Source organism: Campylobacter sp. JMF_14 EL1 (genome assembly GCF_027737585.1).
GTDB lineage: Bacteria > Campylobacterota > Campylobacteria > Campylobacterales > Campylobacteraceae > Campylobacter_B.
In genome coordinates this window covers 47,199-66,825 of record NZ_JAOVTW010000003.1, presented here as the reverse complement: position 1 = coordinate 66,825, position 19,627 = coordinate 47,199, and the positions used below count along the sequence as shown (strand labels likewise).

General features: G+C 42.7%; 17 protein-coding genes. 6 read left to right on the top strand and 11 right to left on the bottom strand.

The window, feature by feature from the left end; translation table 11 throughout:
- Positions 1-92: 92 nt before the first annotated feature.
- The 11 genes from OFN73_RS05450 to yajC are packed head-to-tail and all read right to left on the bottom strand — an operon-like array spanning position 93 to position 12,825.
- Positions 93-773 carry a 3-methyladenine DNA glycosylase gene (locus tag OFN73_RS05450; RefSeq protein ID WP_270862625.1) on the bottom strand — a complete coding sequence of 227 codons (681 nt, stop codon included), beginning with the start codon at positions 771-773 and terminating at the stop codon, positions 93-95.
- Complete coding sequence (locus tag OFN73_RS05445) at positions 760-1,608, bottom strand: ATP-binding protein (RefSeq protein WP_270862579.1); 849 nt, start codon at positions 1,606-1,608, stop codon at positions 760-762. Before OFN73_RS05445 ends, OFN73_RS05450 begins: the two co-directional genes overlap by 14 nt.
- A complete protein-coding gene (locus OFN73_RS05440; RefSeq protein ID WP_270862578.1) occupies positions 1,601-4,576 on the bottom strand; it encodes a DEAD/DEAH box helicase in 2,976 nt (991 codons plus the stop codon). Before OFN73_RS05440 ends, OFN73_RS05445 begins: the two co-directional genes overlap by 8 nt.
- Positions 4,576-5,466: a M23 family metallopeptidase gene (locus tag OFN73_RS05435; RefSeq protein WP_270862577.1), complete on the bottom strand. Its 891-nt coding sequence runs from the start codon at positions 5,464-5,466 to the stop codon at positions 4,576-4,578. Before OFN73_RS05435 ends, OFN73_RS05440 begins: the two co-directional genes overlap by 1 nt.
- Positions 5,453-6,676: a Mur ligase family protein gene (locus OFN73_RS05430; RefSeq protein WP_270862576.1), complete on the bottom strand. Its 1,224-nt coding sequence runs from the start codon at positions 6,674-6,676 to the stop codon at positions 5,453-5,455. Before OFN73_RS05430 ends, OFN73_RS05435 begins: the two co-directional genes overlap by 14 nt.
- Entirely contained in the window at positions 6,657-7,208 is a 552-nt protein-coding gene (lptE, locus tag OFN73_RS05425; RefSeq protein WP_270859283.1) for an LPS assembly lipoprotein LptE, read from the bottom strand. Before lptE ends, OFN73_RS05430 begins: the two co-directional genes overlap by 20 nt.
- A 6-nt stretch (positions 7,209-7,214) precedes the next feature.
- On the bottom strand, positions 7,215-9,647 hold the full coding sequence (gene leuS / locus OFN73_RS05420) for a leucine--tRNA ligase (protein WP_270862575.1): 2,433 nt from the start codon (positions 9,645-9,647) through the stop codon (positions 7,215-7,217).
- Between the two features lie 8 nt (positions 9,648-9,655).
- A complete protein-coding gene (locus tag OFN73_RS05415) occupies positions 9,656-9,997 on the bottom strand; it encodes a DUF6394 family protein (protein ID WP_270859281.1) in 342 nt (113 codons plus the stop codon).
- Positions 9,998-10,006: 9 nt separating this feature from the next.
- Positions 10,007-10,975 carry a protein translocase subunit SecF gene (secF, locus tag OFN73_RS05410; protein ID WP_270862574.1) on the bottom strand — a complete coding sequence of 323 codons (969 nt, stop codon included), beginning with the start codon at positions 10,973-10,975 and terminating at the stop codon, positions 10,007-10,009.
- Positions 10,962-12,563 (bottom strand): protein translocase subunit SecD, encoded by a 1,602-nt coding sequence (secD, locus tag OFN73_RS05405; RefSeq protein ID WP_270862573.1) that lies wholly within the window; start codon positions 12,561-12,563, stop codon positions 10,962-10,964. The genes secF and secD overlap by 14 nt, the downstream gene beginning before the upstream one ends.
- On the bottom strand, positions 12,556-12,825 hold the full coding sequence (yajC, locus tag OFN73_RS05400; protein ID WP_270862572.1) for a preprotein translocase subunit YajC: 270 nt from the start codon (positions 12,823-12,825) through the stop codon (positions 12,556-12,558). Before yajC ends, secD begins: the two co-directional genes overlap by 8 nt.
- Here yajC and OFN73_RS05395 point away from each other — a divergent pair.
- The 6 genes from OFN73_RS05395 to OFN73_RS05370 are packed head-to-tail and all read left to right on the top strand — an operon-like array spanning position 12,798 to position 19,625.
- On the top strand, positions 12,798-14,135 hold the full coding sequence (locus OFN73_RS05395; RefSeq protein WP_270862571.1) for an apolipoprotein N-acyltransferase: 1,338 nt from the start codon (positions 12,798-12,800) through the stop codon (positions 14,133-14,135). The two genes, yajC and OFN73_RS05395, sit on opposite strands and share 28 nt — an antisense overlap.
- Before the next feature lie 59 nt (positions 14,136-14,194).
- Positions 14,195-14,914 carry a UMP kinase gene (gene pyrH / locus OFN73_RS05390; RefSeq protein WP_270859276.1) on the top strand — a complete coding sequence of 240 codons (720 nt, stop codon included), beginning with the start codon at positions 14,195-14,197 and terminating at the stop codon, positions 14,912-14,914.
- Positions 14,915-14,927: 13 nt separating this feature from the next.
- Positions 14,928-15,146 carry a DNA-directed RNA polymerase subunit omega gene (locus tag OFN73_RS05385; RefSeq protein WP_270859275.1) on the top strand — a complete coding sequence of 73 codons (219 nt, stop codon included), beginning with the start codon at positions 14,928-14,930 and terminating at the stop codon, positions 15,144-15,146.
- Positions 15,124-17,316, top strand: a complete 2,193-nt coding sequence (locus OFN73_RS05380) for a RelA/SpoT family protein (RefSeq protein ID WP_270862570.1) — start codon at positions 15,124-15,126, stop codon at positions 17,314-17,316. The genes OFN73_RS05385 and OFN73_RS05380 overlap by 23 nt, the downstream gene beginning before the upstream one ends.
- A gap of 15 nt (positions 17,317-17,331) precedes the next feature.
- The gene (tyrS, locus tag OFN73_RS05375) at positions 17,332-18,537 is read left to right on the top strand and encodes a tyrosine--tRNA ligase (RefSeq protein WP_270859273.1); all 1,206 of its coding nucleotides are present in this window, start codon (positions 17,332-17,334) and stop codon (positions 18,535-18,537) included.
- Entirely contained in the window at positions 18,537-19,625 is a 1,089-nt protein-coding gene (locus OFN73_RS05370) for a nitronate monooxygenase (protein WP_270862569.1), read from the top strand. The genes tyrS and OFN73_RS05370 overlap by 1 nt, the downstream gene beginning before the upstream one ends.
- Positions 19,626-19,627: the final 2 nt, after the last annotated feature.

The window sequence follows — 19,627 nt, the reverse complement described above, 5'->3', positions numbered from 1 at the left end:
AAAAATTTGAAAATAGTTTTTATTTTTTATCTGGCTAGGTAGCGACAAAAGGGTGTAAATCACGAGAAAGATTGTTAGAAAAATTTGGATTTTTAACTGCATTTTAACTCATCAAACAAATTTATCGCAAATTCATCGAATTTTTTGCCCCTTAAATGCTCTTTACAAAATTCCACGATTAGTCCGTGAAATAGCGCAAATGCGCCGTTTTCGTCGCAGGTAAAATCATCATATCGCGCGCGGAATAGTTCAAAAATTTCGCCAAATTCTAGCCCGCCAAGCCACTCACTAAGCTCGTCGTAACTCTCAAACTCATATCCAAGCGCGCCTAGCAAACGCGCAGAGTAGCTATCTGCGACCATTACGGCTCTTCCGCACGCATAGCACAAAATCGCGTCGCAGGTTTCCGCGCCTATGCCTTTTTGGCCGATAAGCCACTCACGGCTTACGGCGTGCGCGAAATTTTCAAAATCGCCAAATTCTGCCTCAATCGCCCTGCAAAGCGAGTTTAGCCGTTTTGCTTTTTGGTTATAAAATCCGCTTGGTTTGATAATTTCTGCCAAATTTGCCACTTCTAAATTTGCGATTTTTTGCAAATCTAAAAGCCCAAATTTCCTTAAATTTTCAAGTGCGAGTTCGGCGTTTTTCCAGTTTGTGTTTTGGATCAATATCGCGCCGACAATCACTTCAAATTCGCCATATCTCGGCCACCAGCGAAAATCATCAAATTTAATCGCGCCAAAAAGTGCGCGAAATAGCTCAGTCGCGCTCATTTTCGGGGCTAAATTTCGCAAAAAACTCGCTTGCATAGCTTAGCGCAAACTGCTTTGCAATCCGCCCGCTTCGGCTCGCCCTTAGCCTCGCAAACTCACTAGCTTTGGCGCGCAACTCATCAAGTGCGTGCGCGAAACACTGCCTAAACTCATCAACGCTCATAAATCTAAATGCCGCGAAATAGTTCTCCACCACGCCCAAATACTCGCTCATATTTCCACTATAAAAGCTAAGTTGCAAGCCAAATCGCTCGCTAAGGCTAATGCGCTCGTTTTTGGCGTCGCTTAAATGAAGCTCGTCGGTGCCCACATGCGCGCCCATGTTATCGCTGGCTAACTCACTCAAAATATGCCTACGATTAGATGTCGCATACATTAGCACATTTTTGGGCGCGCGCTCCATAGATCCGTCAAGTAGCGGTTTTAGGTGCTTGTAGGCGTTTTCGCCAAGCTCAAAGCTAAGATCATCGCAAAAAATGATGAAATAATAATCCTGAGTGCGAATTTCATCGATTATGTCGATGAGATACTCCAAATCATCTTTGCCGATTTCGACGATTTTAAGCCCGTCTTGCAAAAATTTCGTAAAAACTGCCTTTGCTAGGCTTGATTTACCACACCCTGGCTCGCCCCAAAGCAAGGCGTGATTTGCCCCACGCCCGTGGATAAAATTTCGCGTATTTTCTACAAGCGCAGTTTTTTGCGCCTCCAAGCCACAAAGCGCGTTGATATCAACAAAATCAATATCTTCTATCGCTCGCAGTTTTAATCCGTGTCTGCGAAACTGCGCTACTTGCACGCTTTGCCAATCAATTTTCAAATTTAACTCAGACATTTTTGTTTTCCTTTCGCAAATACACTAAAATTTCCGCTAGCACATCATCATCGTCTTTCGAAGGCGATTTTAGGCGGATTTTCTCGCCATTTTTATCTGTGATTACGATATTTACATCTGCGCTCGAAATCGCGCGCACACCGATATTTTGGGCTAGCACCTTTATCATCATCATATCTATGAATTGTTTGGTATAAACATCGGCCTTGCCGAATCTATCCTCGATTTCAGCGTAAATTTCATTTATTTGCATAGCGTTTTCGCATTTGCTAAGCCTGCGATAAATATCAAGCCTCAACCTATCCTCCGCGATATATTCGCTGTTTAAAAAGGCATTGACTGAAATTTTAAGCTCGACGCTTAAAATGATTGTTTTTTGGTTTAAAAGCTTGTTTATCTCATCTTCTAGCATACGCAAATACAGGCTGTATCCGATAGCCTCGATATGCCCGCTTTGCGCTTCGCCGACAAGGTTTCCACCACCTCTGATTTCTAGGTCATGATACGCTAGCACCGAGCCAGAGCCCAAAAATGAGTTGCTCTCTAACGCTACAAGCCGTTTTAGCGCATCGCTAGTAAGGGCGGTTTTATCGCCAATCAAATAGTAGCAAAATGCCTGTTTGTTGCTGCGCCCTACCCTGCCACGAAGCTGATGCAGGTCTGCTATGCCGAATTTATCGGCATTGTCGATTAAAATCGTATTGACGCGTGGCATGTGGATTCCACTCTCGACTATGCTCGTGCATAGCATCAAATCATACTCCCCAGCGATAAATTTAGCTATCTCGTCCTCGGTGGTTTGCGCATCGATTTTAGAGTGTAAGATTACGATTTTTAAATTTGGCAAAATTTCAAGTAGCCGTTTTTTCACGCTAGGCATGCTTGCGATATGATTATGCACATAAAAAATCTGCCCGCCACGGCGAAGCTCGCGCGTAATCGCCTCTTTTACGATTTTTTCGTCCCACTCTTTGACCATTGTGCGCACATCGAGGCGATCAAGTGGCGGTGTTAGAAGCGTGCTGTAACTCTTAATCTGGCTTAGCGCCATATTTAGCGAGCGTGGAATCGGCGTAGCAGACATGCTTAAAAGATGCGAATTTTGCGATTTTTCCTTTAATTTCTCTTTTTGTTTCACGCCGAATTTATGCTCTTCATCGACGATTACAAGCCCTAAATTTGGCGCTTCGACATTTAGCAGGCTATGCGTGCCCACACACACAATCGCTTCGTTATTTTTAAGTCGTTTTAAAATTTCGCTTTTTTCCTTTGCTTTGCTAAATCTATCTAGCCTAAAAACAGGGATTTCAAACTCATCAAATCTCGCTTTTAGCGTGGCGTAGTGCTGGGCGCACAGCAAAGTCGTCGGCACGAAAAAAAGTGCTGAAAAGCCACTTTTTATCGTCGCAAATATCGCGTTCATCGCCACTTCCGTCTTGCCAAAGCCCACATCGCCGCTTAATAGCCTATCCATGACCTTGCCACTGCGTAAATCCTGCAAAATCGCGCTAATCGCGCTTTCTTGATCTGGCGTGTATGAAAACCCGCTAGAAGCAATAAATTTGGCGTAATTTGGGCCAGTATTTTCTATCATCACGCCACGAATTAGCTCGCGTTTGGCGGCGGTTTGGATTATTTTGCTAGCGATGACAAAGAGCTTTTCGCGCACCTTTTCTTTGATTTTTGCAAAGCTTGCCTTGCCTAGGCGATCGGGGCTTACTACGCCACCGCCAGCGATATATTTGTCGATTTTGTTTAGGTATTCCACAGGCAAAAGTAGCTTGTCGCCACCTTCGTATATCAGGGCGACAAACTCACGCGAATGCCCCAAAACGGTGGCTAGTTCAAGGCCAGCGAATTTGGCGATTCCATAGTCTTCATGCACGACAAAATCGCCCGGATTTAGCTCATCGAGCGCAAGGCTAGATTTGCGAACGCGCTTTTTAGGGATTAGCTTGTTTAATGAAACGATAATCTCGTCAGAGCTGATTAAATTTAGGATAAAATCCTCTTTTAAAATTTTCGCATTGCTTAAATTTGAGAGATCCAAATGCGCCAAAAGTGCGTCATTTCGCGCGATAATGGTGATTTTGTCATTTTTGTGAAATTCGAAAAATTCGCTATTTGGCGTGATTTGCAAATCCTTAAATTTACGCGCCTGCGGGATTAGCGGCAGTGTATCAAGGACGCTTAGATCCCTTTCGGCAAAGATTTCATCTTTTTTGATAGGACACGCTAAAACTGCGCTAAATTCTTGCAAATAATCCACAAACCCATCAATAAACCAAAACCCAAGCGAAGTTAGGTCGTTAATCAAAGCGTCGCTATCAAAGGCGCTAATTTTTTCGTTTGCGCTCTCAAACTCGCCCTTGTTTAAATTCGCCAAAAACGGCTCAATCTCGACGCTTTCTAGCTCGATTTTTTCGGATTTTTGCGTATCAATGTCAAAATGCCTAATGCTCTCGATTTCATCATCATCGAGCAAAACCCTCACCCCGCACTCGCCTCCAAGCGGGAAAATATCGATAATCTCGCCACGAAAGCTAATCTCGCCTGCGCTTTCGACGACCTGCGTCACGCTGTATCCAAGGCGCAAAATTTCATCTTTGAATTCAGCCAAATTTAGCTTTTGGGCAAATTCGATTTTTATCCCTTTTAGTTGCGATTTTGTGGGGAGTTTGTTTAAAATCGTGCGAACTGGCGAGATTAAAATTTTGCGCCCTTCGCATTTGTAATACGCGCCAAGCGAGCGTGAAATGCCGATTAGCTCGTCATAATAGCTTCGCAAATCCTCGCCAAAATGCGCCCTAAAATCAGGCAAAACAAAGGTTTTAAAACCCAAAAATTTCAGCACCTCAGCGCAAAGCGCGCTATCTTTTTCATCATCTGTGATTAAAATTTGAGGACAAATTTGCGCAGAATTTTGCGCTAAAATTTGTGAAAAATACTCATAAATTCTAGCTTGCATTATTTTTGCGCCCCACTTTGCAAGACGCGATTTATCTCATACCACGATACATTTGGCTCGACCGACCAGATATTTAGATTCGAGCTATCCCACAGCATGAAATTTAGTGGATCTAGCGTCATACCCAAAAACCGCACCTCATAGTGCAAATGTGGTCCCGTGCTATACCCTGTATTGCCCGTATAGCCGATAACCGTGCCTTTGCTAACCCACATGCCAGGAGCCACGCTAACCGAGCTTAAATGGCCATACCTTGTCGAAAATCCGTAATTGTGCGTAATTCGCACGAGTATGCCATATCCGTTTCCGCTCTCGCCGGCAAAATCGACAAATCCATCTGCTGTGGCGATTACCGGTGTGCCGACACTGGCGCGCAAATCTATGCCGTGGTGCATGCGTTTGACACCGGCTATCGGGTGCGTGCGCATGCCGTAATTATCGGTAATTCCGCGGTTTTTTATCGGATAGCGGTTTGGTATGTATTGAAACATCAATTTATAGGTGTTATCGTTTGCGCTGATTGTTTTAGCGTTCGATTTGTTTCGTTGGGCCAGTCTTTCGCTGAAATACTGCGCGATTTGCGCGTCGCTCTCATCGCCGTCAGGGCCTTCGTTTGCGATATCAAGGGTAGTTTGTTCGCGCATTTGATTTGCCTGAATTATCAAATTTTGGTTTTGCTTTTCTAGCTTTTCGATCTGCGCCATTAGCGTAGCATTGGTGGTTTTTAGGTTTTTTTTGTCGTTATTTAGGCGAAAAAGCGCGAAAAACAAAACGAGCAAAAACACAATGATAAATGCGACTAAAATTTTAAGTTGAAAGCGAAAATTCTCGCCAAATTGCATAGTTTTCGAGCCGAAATTATCACTAATTGTGATTTTAGTTTTTGCCAAATTTCGCCCCGTTATTATAAAATTTCAAAAATTCCTCGACTAAATGAAACGAACCAAACACCAAATAAAGCTCATTTTCATAGGTTTCGCCCATAAATTCAGAGTGCGCGATACCAAGCTCGTTAAGGGCATCAGTAATCATCTCCCCGCCAAGCTCGCGACCTGGGGCATCGTAAGGCAAAATTTGGACATTTTTGATAATCGGCGCAAGGGTTGAGAGAACCTTTTTGATATCCTTATCGGCAAAGGCGTTGTAAATCAGAGTAAATTTTTTGCCTGCAAATTCCTTGGCAAGTGCTGCGGCGGCTAGTTCGTTGTGCCCCACATCGATAATAATATTTGAAGCGATTGCTTCGGCTCGCCCAGGCAAATCAAGTGGCAAAATTTCAGCAATTTTAAAATTTAAGCCCCAAAATTTCGCCCCGGCCACGGCCAATTTTAAATTTGAATATTGGAAATTTGCTAGATTGTGAATTTTGATATATTCGGCAATTTCGCGCTTTTCATCTGCGCTTAAAAAATCGCTTGCAAACGCCAAATTTGCCCCCTTTTGCGCTGCGATTTCACGCGCGATTTTCACGCTAATCTCGTTCATCTCATCGCTTAAAATCGCGTTTTGCGCCATTGCATTGAGCTTCGTGCGCGAAATTTGCTCCAAATTCTCTCCAAGCATGCCGATATGATCGGTGCCAATAGGGGTAAAAAGCGAAAGCTCTCTATCAAAACTACTCGTAGCGTCAAACTCGCCACCCATACCAGCCTCAAATACGCAGTAATCGCACTCCCTAAAATGCACCGCAGCCGCCAAAGTCAGGTATTCGAAATACGAAAGATTATTTCTAAATTTTGCCGGCAAATTTGCTTGCAAAAACTCGTGCGCACCTTGCAACTCATCGTCGCTAATCTCGCGCCCGTCGCGGTAAATGCGCTCGTTTAATCTCATAATATGTGGGCTAGTGTAGTGTCCGACGCTAAATTTAGCGCCCGAATTTCGCCCATTTGCGCCATTTGCACTCATAATAATCCTAGATAAAAACCTGCCAGTGCTTCCCTTGCCATTGGTGCCGATAATTTGGGTGATATTTTTTAGCGGGAGTGCGCTACGCACGGCCTCAAAGGCAGTTGGAAAACGCTCGTAATCGATCTTTTTATAATAAATCGGACGAGCGTTTAAGAAGTCAAAAATAGAGCTAATTTTTAGCGCGTTCAAGCTGTATGCCTTTGATCGCAAGCGCAGAAATAAACTCATCAAACGCCTGAGTAGAGGCATTTTCGATAGCGTCATAGCGCTCTTTGTCGCTGATGACTGAGATTGTGTCGTGTTTGTTTTTGACTAAGCGAGAGACCGAAAAATCATGATCTCCTACGCAGTCTTTGCTAAAAATTTCGCCATTTTTAAGCTTTGTTTTGAAATTTAGCGTCAAATTTGCGCGATAACTCGTGATATAGCCGTATCTATCATAGGTAAGGGCTGTGAAAGTCAGCCTTTTTATGCTGGCTACGATGTAGGTTTGTGCGCTAGATTTGTCGGCTAAATTTGACCCTAGGCGCGCTACGATACCGCTTTTGACAGCGTCTTTGATAGCCACTGTGTTTTGAGGGTCAGTTTTACTCATCAGCACATCGACATACACGCTTTTTGACATAATCTGTGAAGTGATTTTTGATACTGGCTGATATCCGCAACCAACAACCAAAACCACAAACGCAAAAACGGCTAAATTTTTAATCAAATTTCTCATTTTTTCCTACTTTACGACCAAATTTACAAGTTTGTTTTTGACATAAATTTCTTTTATTAGCGTTTTATCCTCTAACCATTTTGCGACATTTTCTTTGGCAAGTGCTAAAATTTCCGCCTCGCTCGCGTCCGCATTGGCGTCGATTTCGGCGCGTTTTTTGCCATTTACGGTAACTGCAAGCGTGATAGTATCGCTCACAAAAACCTCAGGCAAAAGCTCAATTTTTGTGAAATTTTTGCGCCCAAAAAGCTCTTCGCTTAGCTCGCTTGCGATATGAGGGACGATTGGTTGAAGTAAATTTAGGATAATAAAATATCCCTCGGTGTAAATATCAGCGTTATCCTGCGCATTTAGGGCATTTAGAGCCTCCATACACGCCGCGATTAGGGTATTAAAGGCGAAATTTTCCGTATAGACATCGTGTGATTTTTTTAGCGCTTCATAGACTTTTAATCTCGCGTATTTTTCATCTTTGCTTAAATTTGCGTGGTTAATGCTAGGAATTTTATCTGTTTTATACGCATTGCTTGAACGCTCGTAAAGGCGGTTTAAAAACTTATAAGCGCCCTCTACTGCGCTATCGTTCCACTCTAACTCTTTTGCAGGAGGTGCTGCAAAAAGTATGAAAAGTCGCGCAGTATCAGCCCCATAAGTAGCGATGATATCATCAGGATCGACGGTGTTGCCCTTAGATTTGCTCATTTTTGCGCCGTCTTTTAGCACCATGCCTTGTGTCAAAAGTCTAGCAAACGGCTCACTATCGCGCAAATAACCCAAATCGCGCAATGCTTTTTGGAAAAATCTAGCGTAAAGCAGGTGCAAAATCGCATGCTCGATACCGCCGATGTATTGATCCACGCTCATCCAGTAATTCACGCTCTGCTCGTCAAATGCCTTGCTTGTCCAAGTTTTCTCATCGCTTGCATAGCGCGCGAAATACCAGCTACTCTCGAAAAATGTATCAAGCGTATCAGTCTCGCGAACGGCCTTTCCGCCACATTTCGGGCAGGTGCAGTGCTTCCAAGTAGGGTGTTTATCAAGCGGATTGCCAAGTCCTGTGATTTGCACATCATCAGGCAACGCAACTGGCAAATTTTCGATTTTTTCGCCAACTAAACCGCATTTTTCGCAGTGAATCATAGGAATCGGCGCGCCCCAGTAGCGCTGGCGTGAAACGCCCCAGTCGCGGAGTTTGAAATTTACCACACGAGAGCCTAAATTTCGCTCTTCAAAAATTTGCAAAATTTTCTCATTTGCCTCTTTGTATTTTAGGCCATTTAAAATTTCAGAATTTGCGTAAATTCCTGTTTTTTCGACATGCGGTAGGGTTTCGTTTTCGAAAATATTTATAATTTCAAGTCCAAATTTACTCGCAAACTCAAAGTCCCTCTCATCGCCTGCTGGCACAGCCATAACCGCGCCATCGCCATAATCTGCCAAAACAAAATTTGCTATCCACACTGGGATTTTTTTGCCAGTTAGGGGGTGTAGGACATTTACGCCTAGATACGCTCCGTCTTTATCGGCGATTTGTCGCTCTCTTGGGCTTTGGTTTAGGATCGTGCGGACCTTTTGCTCTACATCTTTTGGAAGTAAATTTTTCTCCAAAAGCTTCGCAATAACCGCGTGTTCAGGCGCAAGAGCTGAGTAGCTCATACCATAAATCGTATCAGGGCGAGTCGTAAATACATCAAATCCGTCGATTCCGTCTAGCCTCTCACGGCTTTCATCGTCAAATTTAAAGCGGAATTTCAAACCCTCACTTCGCCCAATCCAGTTTTCTTGCATGGTTAGGACTTGATTTGGCCATTTTCCCTCCAAATCCTTCAAGCAATCAAGCAGTTCCTGCGCATAATCAGTGATTTTTAGGTAATATCCTTGCATTTGCTTTTGCACTACTTCATTGCCACAGCGCCAGCATTTGCCGTCTTCGACCTGCTCGTTTGCAAGCACGGTGCCGTCGTGTTCGCACCAGTTTAGCAGTGAGCTTTTGCGATAAATCAGCCCCTTTTCATACATTTTTATGAAAAATTCCTGCTCCCATTTTGTATAAAGCGGATCAGAAGTAGCTAATAATCTACGCTTTGAAAAGCTAAAACCAAGGCGGTCTAGCTCGTTTTTCATATAATCAATATTTTCGTAAGTCCATTTTTTGGGGTGAATTTTGTGTTTAATCGCTGCGTTTTCTGCTGGCATACCAAAGCTATCAAAGCCGATTGGTTGGAGCACATTGTATCCTTGCAAGCGGTAGTAGCGTGAGAGCGCATCGCCGATAGCGTAGTTTCGCACATGCCCCATGTGGATACGGCCACTTGGGTATGGAAACATCGAAAGAATATATTTTTTAGGTAAGCTATAATCGTCCTTTGGCTCTGCTTCGCCCTCATCGTTCCAAATTTTTTGCCATTTTAACTCTATCTCTTTGCTATTATAAGCCATTATTACTCCTAAAATTCATCTTTTGATTTAGCTGATTCTACGGTGATTAGCACTAATGAGAAAATCACAGCAATCAGCGCGCCGATACAAAGCGCGGTTATGACAGAGAGATCGCCTGGATGAACTATCATAAGCACAAACGCTGGAATTAGGTGCAAATCAGCCACAAGCGAGCTTGCGAAAAGCTCGGCTGAGAGCATATTGCGCACACCGACTTTAAGTAGCGTAGAAACCGCATTAATACTAGCAGCGATAAAGAGCAAAAGCTCGTGTCTTTCGTAGATAAATCCAGCGATTGTAGTCGCACTCATCAAAGCAAAAAATATGTATGTTACTCTTCCCCAGTTCATTTTCTATCCTTATACAGTGCCTTTTTCATACATTGCGCGCATTTTTTCTTTTTCTTTGGCGCGTCGTTGTTTATCAGCCAAAAACGCGCGGTATTTTTCCACATCGAATCCGAATAAAATCAAAAGCGGTGCAGCGATGAAAACCGAGCTAAATGTTCCAGCCACGACGCCAACAAGCATAACAAGGCTAAATCCATGTATCATAGCCCCACCCCAAACGAACAAAATCACAATTACAAGCAAGGTCGTAAATGATGTCAAAAATGTCCTTGAAAGCGTAGCTGAGATTGATTCGTTGATAACCTCGGTTAGCTTAATGGATTTGCTAGTGCGCACACCCTCTCTAATCCTATCGAAAACGACGATAGTATCGTTTAGCGAATAACCCATAATCGTAAGAAGTGCGGCTAAAATTTCAAGGTTAAAATCGATTTTAAATAGTATCAGCGCACCACATGCGATAATGACATCGTGCAAATCCGAAATCACCGCCGCAATCGCAAATCTCCACTCAAAGCGAATTGTGATATAAACCAAAATCAGCGCAAACGAAACGCAAAGCGCCATAATTCCCTTTGTGCGTAGCTCGCTACCGACCTTTGGACCCACCACATCGACCTTGCGAACCTCGAAATTTCCACTTCCTTTTAAAATTTCCTTTGTCGCCAAAGCTGGATTATCGCCAAGTGAATCGCTACTGCCAGAGTATCTAATAGTAACTTCTTCTTCGCTTCCAAACTCTGTTACATTGATATTTCCCAAATTTGCCGCTTCAAAGCGAGTTCGAATTTCATCAAGCGGGGCTTTTTGATCATATTTGACCTGAATTAGCGTTCCGCCACTAAAATCAATACCATAGGTAAAACCTTTGACTAAAAATAATCCAATCGAACCTATAATTAAAATCGCAGATATCACAAATGCGATATGTCTAAATTTCATAAAATCATAAATTTTATCACTATCAAATACCTGCATTTTGCGCCTTTCTGACCTTGTAACCTAGCCAAAATTTCGTATTTTTGCTCTTTTCCATTTTGCCCATTACCATCTCAAACATACCATGAGTGCCCAAAATCGCAGTAATCATCGAAGCAATAATACCTATACTCATAGTTACCGCAAAGCCCTTAACAGGGCCTGTGCCATACGCATACAAGGCAGCCGAAGTTATCAGTGTAGTGATATTTGCATCTACAATCGCGCTCATAGCGTTTTCGTAGCCTTTGGTGATACTTTGGCTAATGGAAGCTCCCGTTTTTAGCACTTCACGAATTCTTTCGTTTATGATGACATTGGCATCGACTGCCATACCCACGGTAAGCACGATACCAGCCATACCAGGCAGGGTCAGTGTCGCCCCAAACAGCGCCATAAACGCTATCAAAAATAAAATATTTACAATCAAAGCGATATCTGCAAACACGCCCGCCATACCATAATATAAAACCATAAAAATCAAAATTACAATCGCCGCGAAAGTTAGGGCTTTCACGCTTTGATCTATGCTATCTTGTCCTAGGCTTGGTCCGATACTGCGTGATTCGCTCACGCTAACAGGCGCCAAAAGCGCACCAGAGCGTAGTGCAATCGCCACATCGTGGGCTTCTTGCACGCTAAATCCACCACTGATTTGTCCGCTTCCACCACCAATTCGCTCATTAATGCGTGGAGCTGAATAAACCTTGCCATCAAGCACGATTGCAAGGCGTCTGCCGACATTTTCGCCTGTAAAATCGCCGAAAATTTGCGCGCCTTGTGAATTAAGCGTGAAATTTATGATCGGTTGATTTGTGTTTTGATCGAAAGCCACCCTAGCATCGACTAGCATTGCTCCGTCAAGGACTGGAATTTCGTTGATTAGGTATTTATATTCTGGATTTTTCGCGTCATGGTAAATTACATCGCCGTAGCTTTTGGCCTCTTCTTCGCTCATCGTTAGGGCTCTGTCTTGGCGAATTTCATCAAGTGCCATGAGTTGCAAATGCGCTGCTTTGGCGATTAAATCTTTGGCTCGTTGCTCCTCTTCTGAGCTCTTAATTCCAGGAAGCTCGACTAGAATATAGCTCTCGCCCTGTTTGGCGACCGTTGGCTCAGCAAGGCCGAATTGATCCAAGCGATTGCGTATGGTATCCACAGCCTGAGCGATCGCGTATTCTTTGGTGCTAGCGATCTCTTCTGGCGTTAGGCTTACGCGGTATTTCTCGCCAGTTTTGGCGATTTCAAGCCCACTAGCAGCAGAGTGTAACAAAGCGTCAAATTTAGGCGCTTCATCAGGGTCTAAAATTTCAAATTCGAAAAAATCGCTATCAAGCTTCAAGCCGTCCATTAGCAAATCATCGCGCTTAGCAGCGTAATTTACGCTAGCTGCGATTGATTTGATTTTCGAAGTTATCGCCTCGTCGCTTTGGACTTCGAGCAGCATGTGAAGACCGCCCTGCAAATCAAGTCCGAGGTTGATTTTATCGCCCTTTTCGCTCTGCAAAATCGAAGGCATAGCAAAAATCAAACTAAAAATTGCCGCTACTAAAAAGGCAATCAAACGATATGTAATCTTACTACGCATCTAACCTTCTTGCGATATAAAGTTTGTCTAGTTCGACGATAACATCATCATTAAGCTTAACTGTGATAAAATCCTCACTTGTTTTTACGACTGTGCATTTTAGTCCGCCACTTGTGACGATTTTATCGCCCTTAGCGAGCGCATCAACCATAGCTTTATGCTCTTTTGCTTGTTTTTGTTGCGGTCTGATTAGCAAAAAGTAAAAAATCCCAACAAAGACAATTAGAGGTAATAATGTTCCAAAAAGACTTCCTTGTTCCATCGTTTTCCTTTGTAAAAAATTTAAAAAGAGAGTATTTTACATTAAATAAAATAAATAACGGCTTTTTTCTTGCGCTTGGAGTTTCAAATTTTATATTTGTTGAAATTTTAAGCCAAAATTTAGGTGGAATTTTATCGCTTGTGGCTGAATTTTTCTCGCCACTAATCGCGATTTTTGCGCTATTTGTGCTTTTAAAAAGCAATAAGCAAATTTGGTTTTGGTTTGGGTTTTTTATCGGCGCGATTTGGTTTTATTGGATTAGTTTTAGCCTGATTTATTTTGGACTTTCGTTTTTAATCCCGGTCGAAATTTTAGGAATTTGCCTGATTGCGGGGGCGATTTTTCGTATTTTTGCCATTTTTGATGAGCCGATAGCGCGCGCGCTCTGTTTGGCGGGGCTGAAATTTATCCACCCATTTGGCTTTGATTGGCTAAATTTCGAGCTTTTGTTTTCACATGGAATTTTTAGAGCCGAAATTTTCGCTTTTTGCGCGATTTTGGCTGGAATTTGCATTTTGATAAAATTCAGGCACAAAGCCAAAATTTTGCTTTTTTGCGCTTGCTTGATTTGCGCGCTAGAATTTAAAGAAAAACAAGCCGAATTTTTACCACTTAAAATCAAGCTTGAAAACTCGCAAATTTCGCAGTTTGACATCTGGGACGAGGAGAAAATTTTAGGCGCGATTAGAGAAAATTTAGCCAAAATCGACGAGGCGATAGAAAGTGGCTACGAGGCGATAGTATTGCCAGAGAGCGCATTTGCACTCTATCTAAACAGAGAAAAAGAGCTAAGCCAAATTTTGATAGAAAAATCACAACAAATCACTATCGTAGCTGGTGGCGAAGCCTATGAAAACTCCAAATTTTACAACAGCGCGTATGTTTTTGAAAACGGGAATTTGCACAGATTCGATAAGCATATTTTGGTTCCTTTCGGCGAGCAAGTGCCCCTGCCTGCGCCAATTAGAGATTTTATAAATAACACATTTTTAGGCGGGGCTAGCGATTTTTCGATTGCGCCAAATTTTAGCTTTTATAAAATCAAAGAAATTCCCGTAAAAAGCGCGATTTGCTACGAGGCTACAAGGGGCGAGTTTTACAGCGATAACCCAAAATTTGTCGTGGCGATTTCAAACAACGGCTGGTTTATCCCCAGCTACGAACCGCACCTGCAACGCCTAATAATCCGCTATTACGCCACGCTAAGCGGGGCAAGTGTGTATCACGCCATAAACGCAAGCCCTAGCGAGATAATCACACCCAAAAAACTATGGGTGAAAAAATTTTTGGCATTATTTAAAACGGCGTAAAAAGCTATTTTTAAACGAGTTTTAGATAACATAATCAAATTTTTTCAAGGAGCATTAAAATGGCAAAATTTAATCGTGTGCTCGTTAAATTTTCAGGCGAGGCACTGGCTGGAAAAGATGGTTTTGGAATAGATAGTGAAATTTTAAAATTTATAGCCAGAGAGATTAAACAGCTCGTCGATAACGGTATCGAGGTAGGTATCGTAATCGGTGGCGGAAACATAATCAGAGGCGTAAGCGCGGCAGCTGGCGGTATCATCAAACGCACAAGTGGTGATCACATGGGCATGCTAGCAACCGTAATCAACGCAATCGCTATGCGCGAGGCACTCGAATACAACGGCATAGATGTGCGCGTGCAAAGCGCGATAAAAATGGAAGCGATCTGCGAAACCTTCATCATCGGCAGAGCCAAAAGACATTTGGAGAAAAAACGGGTCGTAATCTTTGCAGCAGGCACTGGAAATCCATTTTTTACCACTGATACAGCAGGCACTTTGCGCGCGGTCGAAATCAGCGCAGACGCGATTATCAAAGCGACAAAGGTAAATGGAATTTATGACAAAGATCCGCATAAATTCGATGACGCAGTGCTTTTAAATACCATTACATACGATCAAGCCTTGCACGATAATATCAAGGTCATGGACGATACTGCAATCGCCCTAGCCAAGGACAACAAACTTCCAATCATCGTATGCAATATGTTTGAGAGCGGAAATTTACACAAAATCATCAATAACGGCGATTTAAGCCAATGTTCAATCGTAAAAAACTAAAAAAGGAGAATTAATGAGAACAGAACAAATCATAGCAAAAGCGTTGAAAGTCACAGGAGGCGATCGCTACAAGCTATCACTAATGACTACTAAACGCACAGAAGAGCTTGCCGCTGGGGCAACTCCGCTTGTCGAAAACATCGACACACGCAATATGAAATTTGCAGATATTGCGATTTTAGAATTAGCAGAAGGTAAGATTACCCTAGATGGAATCATTGACAAGGATTAGTGACGGCTATTTAGAAAGCCTTATCGAAGATATTGTCGAAACAAAGGAGATCGAGGACGCCAAACGGCTACTTTATAGCCTAAAAGAGCCGACCCCGCTACTTGTAGATGCGATAAATTTATGCGTTACGCAGCATGAGGGGCAGTTTCGCAAAAGTGGCGAGCCATACGCAATCCACCCGATTTTAGTGGCGTGTTTCGTCGCATTTATGGGCGGCGATGACGCTATGGTCATTTCTGCACTTTTGCACGATGTGGTCGAGGATACGGATTTTAGCACCGAGCAAGTCGGGGATAGATTTGGTGAAGATGTCGCAAAAATCGTAGAGGGTATGACAAAAATCGTAAATATCCGTGAGGATAAACTAGCCCCTTCTGGCGATAAAAACGCTAAACTTCGCACTACGGCTCTGACATTTCGCAAAATGCTGATGATCTCTATCGAAGATCAGCGCGTTTTGGTGGTCAAACTCTGCGATAGGCTCCATAATATGCTAACCCTAGAAGCACTCCGCCCAGATAAACAAAAACGCATAGGCGAAGAGACACTTCTAGTTTATGCGCCAATCGCGCACAGGCTTGGAATTTCATCTATCAAAAATATCTTAGAAGATTTGAGCTTTAAATATGTAATGCCAAAAGAATACGCCACAATCGCAAACTATGTCGAAGAGCACAAACAACAGCTCCAAATAAATTTAAGCAAATTTAGCGAAACGATTAGCGAATATCTGCTCACAAATGGATTTAGCGAAAACAGCTTTGAAATTCAAAAGCGTATGAAGCATTACTATTCGATTTACCTAAAAATGCAAAGAAAGGGCATTTCGATTGAGGAAGTTTTGGATTTGCTAGCTATCCGCATAATCGTGCAAAAGCCGATGGATTGCTACCTAGCACTTGGCGTAATCCATACCAAATTTAACCCCTTAATTTCGCGATTTAAAGACTATATCGCCCTACCTAAACAAAACGGCTACCAGACGATTCACACTACCGTTTTTAACGACAGCATGATAGTCGAGGTCCAAATTCGAACTACCGAAATGCACAACACAGCCGAGCTTGGCGTGGCTGCGCACTGGAAATACAAATACTCCGGTTCGCTAAATCCTAAGCTTGATTGGATTAGCGATATTGGCTTGCAAGAAGCCGATGATTCAAACGCCGATGATTTATACGAATATGCCAAAGATAGCCTTTATATCGAGGATATCGCAGTATATTCGCCAAAGGGCGGAATTTTCACACTCCCACGAGGCGCGACTGCGCTTGATTATGCTTATGAAATACACTCACAAGTCGGTCTTAAAGCCGTCGAAGCCTTTGTCAATCGCATAAAAGTCCCGCTTCTAACCGAGCTTCAAAACGGCGATATCGTCCATATCATCACAGGAAACAACCCGCACTATCGTTGCAGCTGGCTAAATTCTGTCAAAACAGGCAAGGCAAGAGCCACAATCAAGGCATTTTGCAAACAAAAAATTCGAGATGTAAATCAAGAAGTAGCAATCAAAATTTTAACTGCGATTTTCGCCACGACCGAAGAGAGCGTGATAAACTGGGTAGAAAAAGAAAATTTAATCAAAAAAGTCGGCAAAGCAAGCTATGATTCGGTATTTTTGAAAGATGTCGTAAATGCGCTGAAAAAATACCCGCTCAAAGAGAAGCTTTTCAATATGAAATTCCGCGATAAATACAGCGTCGAAAAGCAAAAATTCGACAATATCGTGGTGTATTCAAACTACAAAATCAACGAAGTAGAGTTTGATTATTGCTGTAATCCTAAGCGTGGAGACGATATCATCGGATTTCGCAACGGACACAATGTCACAGTTCATCACAAGCTTTGCGAAAGAGCGGCAAATTTGATGAAAAGCGATGAGATGATTTTCGTCAAATGGACGCGAAACGCGCCACACAGATACAAAATCATACTAAACATAGAAAACAAGCGAGGCTCGCTGGCTGAGTTTTTAACATATTTGGCTAAACTAAGCGTCGATTTAGTTTCGATAAATTTGAACGAAAACAACGAAGCTGTGTCTGATTTTTTCGAAATCATTATAGAATTAAACGAAAATTTAGACCACACTTATATCAAAGACAGATTAAAAAATAGATATAAAATCGCTGATTTTATATCATTAGATGATGTGTATAAAAACTAATAAAAGGGAGAATAAATGGCTGACATTAAAGATATAATGGCAAATTTCAAACGCGGAGTAAGCGAGATAATAGGCGAAGAGCAAATCGAGGCTTTGATTACTAAATTTTACGAGAGTGGCGAAACATTTTTGGTAAAAATCGGCATGGATCCAACAGCACCTGATTTGCATTTAGGACACACTGTCGTGCTAAACAAACTCGCATTTTTGCAACAACACGGCGCAATCGTGCAGTTTTTGATCGGTGATTTCACGGCTCAAATCGGCGATCCAACAGGCAAAAGCGAAACTAGAAAAAAACTTCCTCACCATGTCGTAATGCAAAATGCCAAAACCTACGAAGAGCAAGTTTTTAAAATTTTAGACCCAGAAAAAACAAAGGTAATGTTTAACTCAGAATGGACAAATCGCTTAGGCGCTAGCGGTGTAATCGAGCTATCAAGCACATTTAATGTAGCCAGAATGCTAGAAAGAGATGATTTCGAGAAACGCTACAAGGCCGAAATGCCAATTAGCATTAGCGAATTTTTATACCCGCTTTTGCAAGGCTATGATAGCGTATGTATGAAATGCGATATCGAATTTGGCGGCACTGATCAAAAATTTAACCTTCTTATGGGACGCCAACTCCAAAGAGTTTATAATGTAGGCAAAGAACAAGCCGTCGTTATGATGCCACTTCTTGTAGGCACTGACGGGGTAAATAAAATGAGCAAGAGCCTAGGAAACTATATCGGCGTAACAGACGCTCCAAACGATATGTATGGCAAGGTAATGAGTATCAGCGATGATTTGATGTGGGATTGGTATAATCTACTATCACAAAAAAGCAACGAAGATATCGCACTAATCAAACAATTCGTAGCAGACGAAGCTGTGCATCCAAAAGCCGTAAAAGAGGAACTTGCCACAGAAATCGTTACGAGATTTTATGATGAAGATGTCGCATTAGAGGCAAAAGAGGAATTCGATAGAGTTCATGGCGGAAACGAGCTTCCAGCAGAAATCCCTGAATTTAGCGTTTCAGCCCCAGCGTGGATTGTAAAGGCTCTGCTTATTTGCAAGCTAGCCACTTCTAGCTCAGATGCAAGACGCCTAATCAAATCAAACGCCGTCAGCGTCGATCAGACCAAAATTTCAGACGAGCAACTCCAACTAAGTGCTGGCGAATACACCTTACAAGTAGGAAAGAAAAAATTTGCTAAATTAAAGGTAAGATAATGAGCGTTAAAATCGGCAAATACGAGATCAAACACCCTATTATCCAAGGCGGAATGGGGCTAGGGATTAGCTGGGACAAGCTAGCTGGAAATGTCAGCTTAAATGGCGGTTTGGGCGTGATTAGCTCGGTAGGGACTGGATATTATGACGACCTTAAATTTTCAGAAAAGTGTATCCACGATAGACCATTTTCTTCGCTAAATTTTTATAACAAAAAAGCCCTTACTCAAATCGTAAAAAACGCTCGCGAAATCTGTGGCGACGCACCACTAGCGATGAATATCATGTGCGCGGCTAATGATTATGAGCGCATTGTAAAGGATTCTTGCGAAGCTGGGATAAATATCATCATCAGCGGGGCTGGACTTCCTACGAATTTGCCTGAATTTACCGCTGATTTCCCAGATGTCGCGCTTATGCCTATCGTTTCATCTGCCAAGGCTCTAAAAATCATAGCCAAGCGTTGGAGCGGCAGATACAACCGCCTGCCTGATGGCGTCGTGCTAGAAGGCCCACTAAGTGGCGGTCATCAGGGCTTTACCTACGAGCAATGCACTGACCCAGAGTATCAGCTAGAAAAATTAATTCCACAAGTAAGAGCCGAAATTGATAGCTGGGGCGAATTCCCGCTATTTGCAGCGGGCGGAATTTGGGATAAATCCGACATAGATCGCGCCAAAAGCCTAGGCGCAAACGGCGTTCAAATGGGCACTAGATTTATCGGCACATTTGAATGCGACGCCCACGAGAAATTTAAAGAGGTCTTACTAAAAGCCACAAAAGAAGATATCAAACTTCTAAAATCCCCAGTAGGCTACCCTGCGCGCGGAATTCATACGAATTTGCAAGATATGATTGCCTCTGGAAGCGCACCGAAAATTTCATGCGTTAGCAACTGCGTGGCACCTTGTGAGCGTGGCAAAGGCGCCAAACTCGTCGGATACTGCATAGCAGATCGCCTAAGCGACGCCTATCTTGGCAGACAAGAGAGCGGGCTGTTTTTCACAGGCGCGAACGGCTGGAAGCTAAATGAAATCATTTCTGTAAAAGAATTAATGGAAAAACTCGTAAATGGCGAAGATAGTTAAAA

What these genes read in the sequence shown, in the direction of transcription:
- leuS (WP_270862575.1), bottom strand. Translation starts at nt 9,647, where the DNA reads ATGGCTTATAATAGCAAAGAGATAGAGTTAAAATGGCAAAAAATTTGG.
- yajC (WP_270862572.1), bottom strand. Translation starts at nt 12,825, where the DNA reads ATGGAACAAGGAAGTCTTTTTGGAACATTATTACCTCTAATTGTCTTT.
- pyrH (WP_270859276.1), top strand. Translation starts at nt 14,195, where the DNA reads ATGGCAAAATTTAATCGTGTGCTCGTTAAATTTTCAGGCGAGGCACTG.
- OFN73_RS05440 (WP_270862578.1), bottom strand. Translation starts at nt 4,576, where the DNA reads ATGCAAGCTAGAATTTATGAGTATTTTTCACAAATTTTAGCGCAAAAT.
- lptE (WP_270859283.1), bottom strand. Translation starts at nt 7,208, where the DNA reads ATGAGAAATTTGATTAAAAATTTAGCCGTTTTTGCGTTTGTGGTTTTG.
- OFN73_RS05395 (WP_270862571.1), top strand. Translation starts at nt 12,798, where the DNA reads ATGTTCCAAAAAGACTTCCTTGTTCCATCGTTTTCCTTTGTAAAAAAT.
- OFN73_RS05385 (WP_270859275.1), top strand. Translation starts at nt 14,928, where the DNA reads ATGAGAACAGAACAAATCATAGCAAAAGCGTTGAAAGTCACAGGAGGC.
- OFN73_RS05450 (WP_270862625.1), bottom strand. Translation starts at nt 773, where the DNA reads ATGAGCGCGACTGAGCTATTTCGCGCACTTTTTGGCGCGATTAAATTT.
- OFN73_RS05415 (WP_270859281.1), bottom strand. Translation starts at nt 9,997, where the DNA reads ATGAACTGGGGAAGAGTAACATACATATTTTTTGCTTTGATGAGTGCG.
- tyrS (WP_270859273.1), top strand. Translation starts at nt 17,332, where the DNA reads ATGGCTGACATTAAAGATATAATGGCAAATTTCAAACGCGGAGTAAGC.
- OFN73_RS05380 (WP_270862570.1), top strand. Translation starts at nt 15,124, where the DNA reads ATGGAATCATTGACAAGGATTAGTGACGGCTATTTAGAAAGCCTTATC.
- OFN73_RS05445 (WP_270862579.1), bottom strand. Translation starts at nt 1,608, where the DNA reads ATGTCTGAGTTAAATTTGAAAATTGATTGGCAAAGCGTGCAAGTAGCG.
- secD (WP_270862573.1), bottom strand. Translation starts at nt 12,563, where the DNA reads ATGCGTAGTAAGATTACATATCGTTTGATTGCCTTTTTAGTAGCGGCA.
- secF (WP_270862574.1), bottom strand. Translation starts at nt 10,975, where the DNA reads ATGCAGGTATTTGATAGTGATAAAATTTATGATTTTATGAAATTTAGA.
- OFN73_RS05370 (WP_270862569.1), top strand. Translation starts at nt 18,537, where the DNA reads ATGAGCGTTAAAATCGGCAAATACGAGATCAAACACCCTATTATCCAA.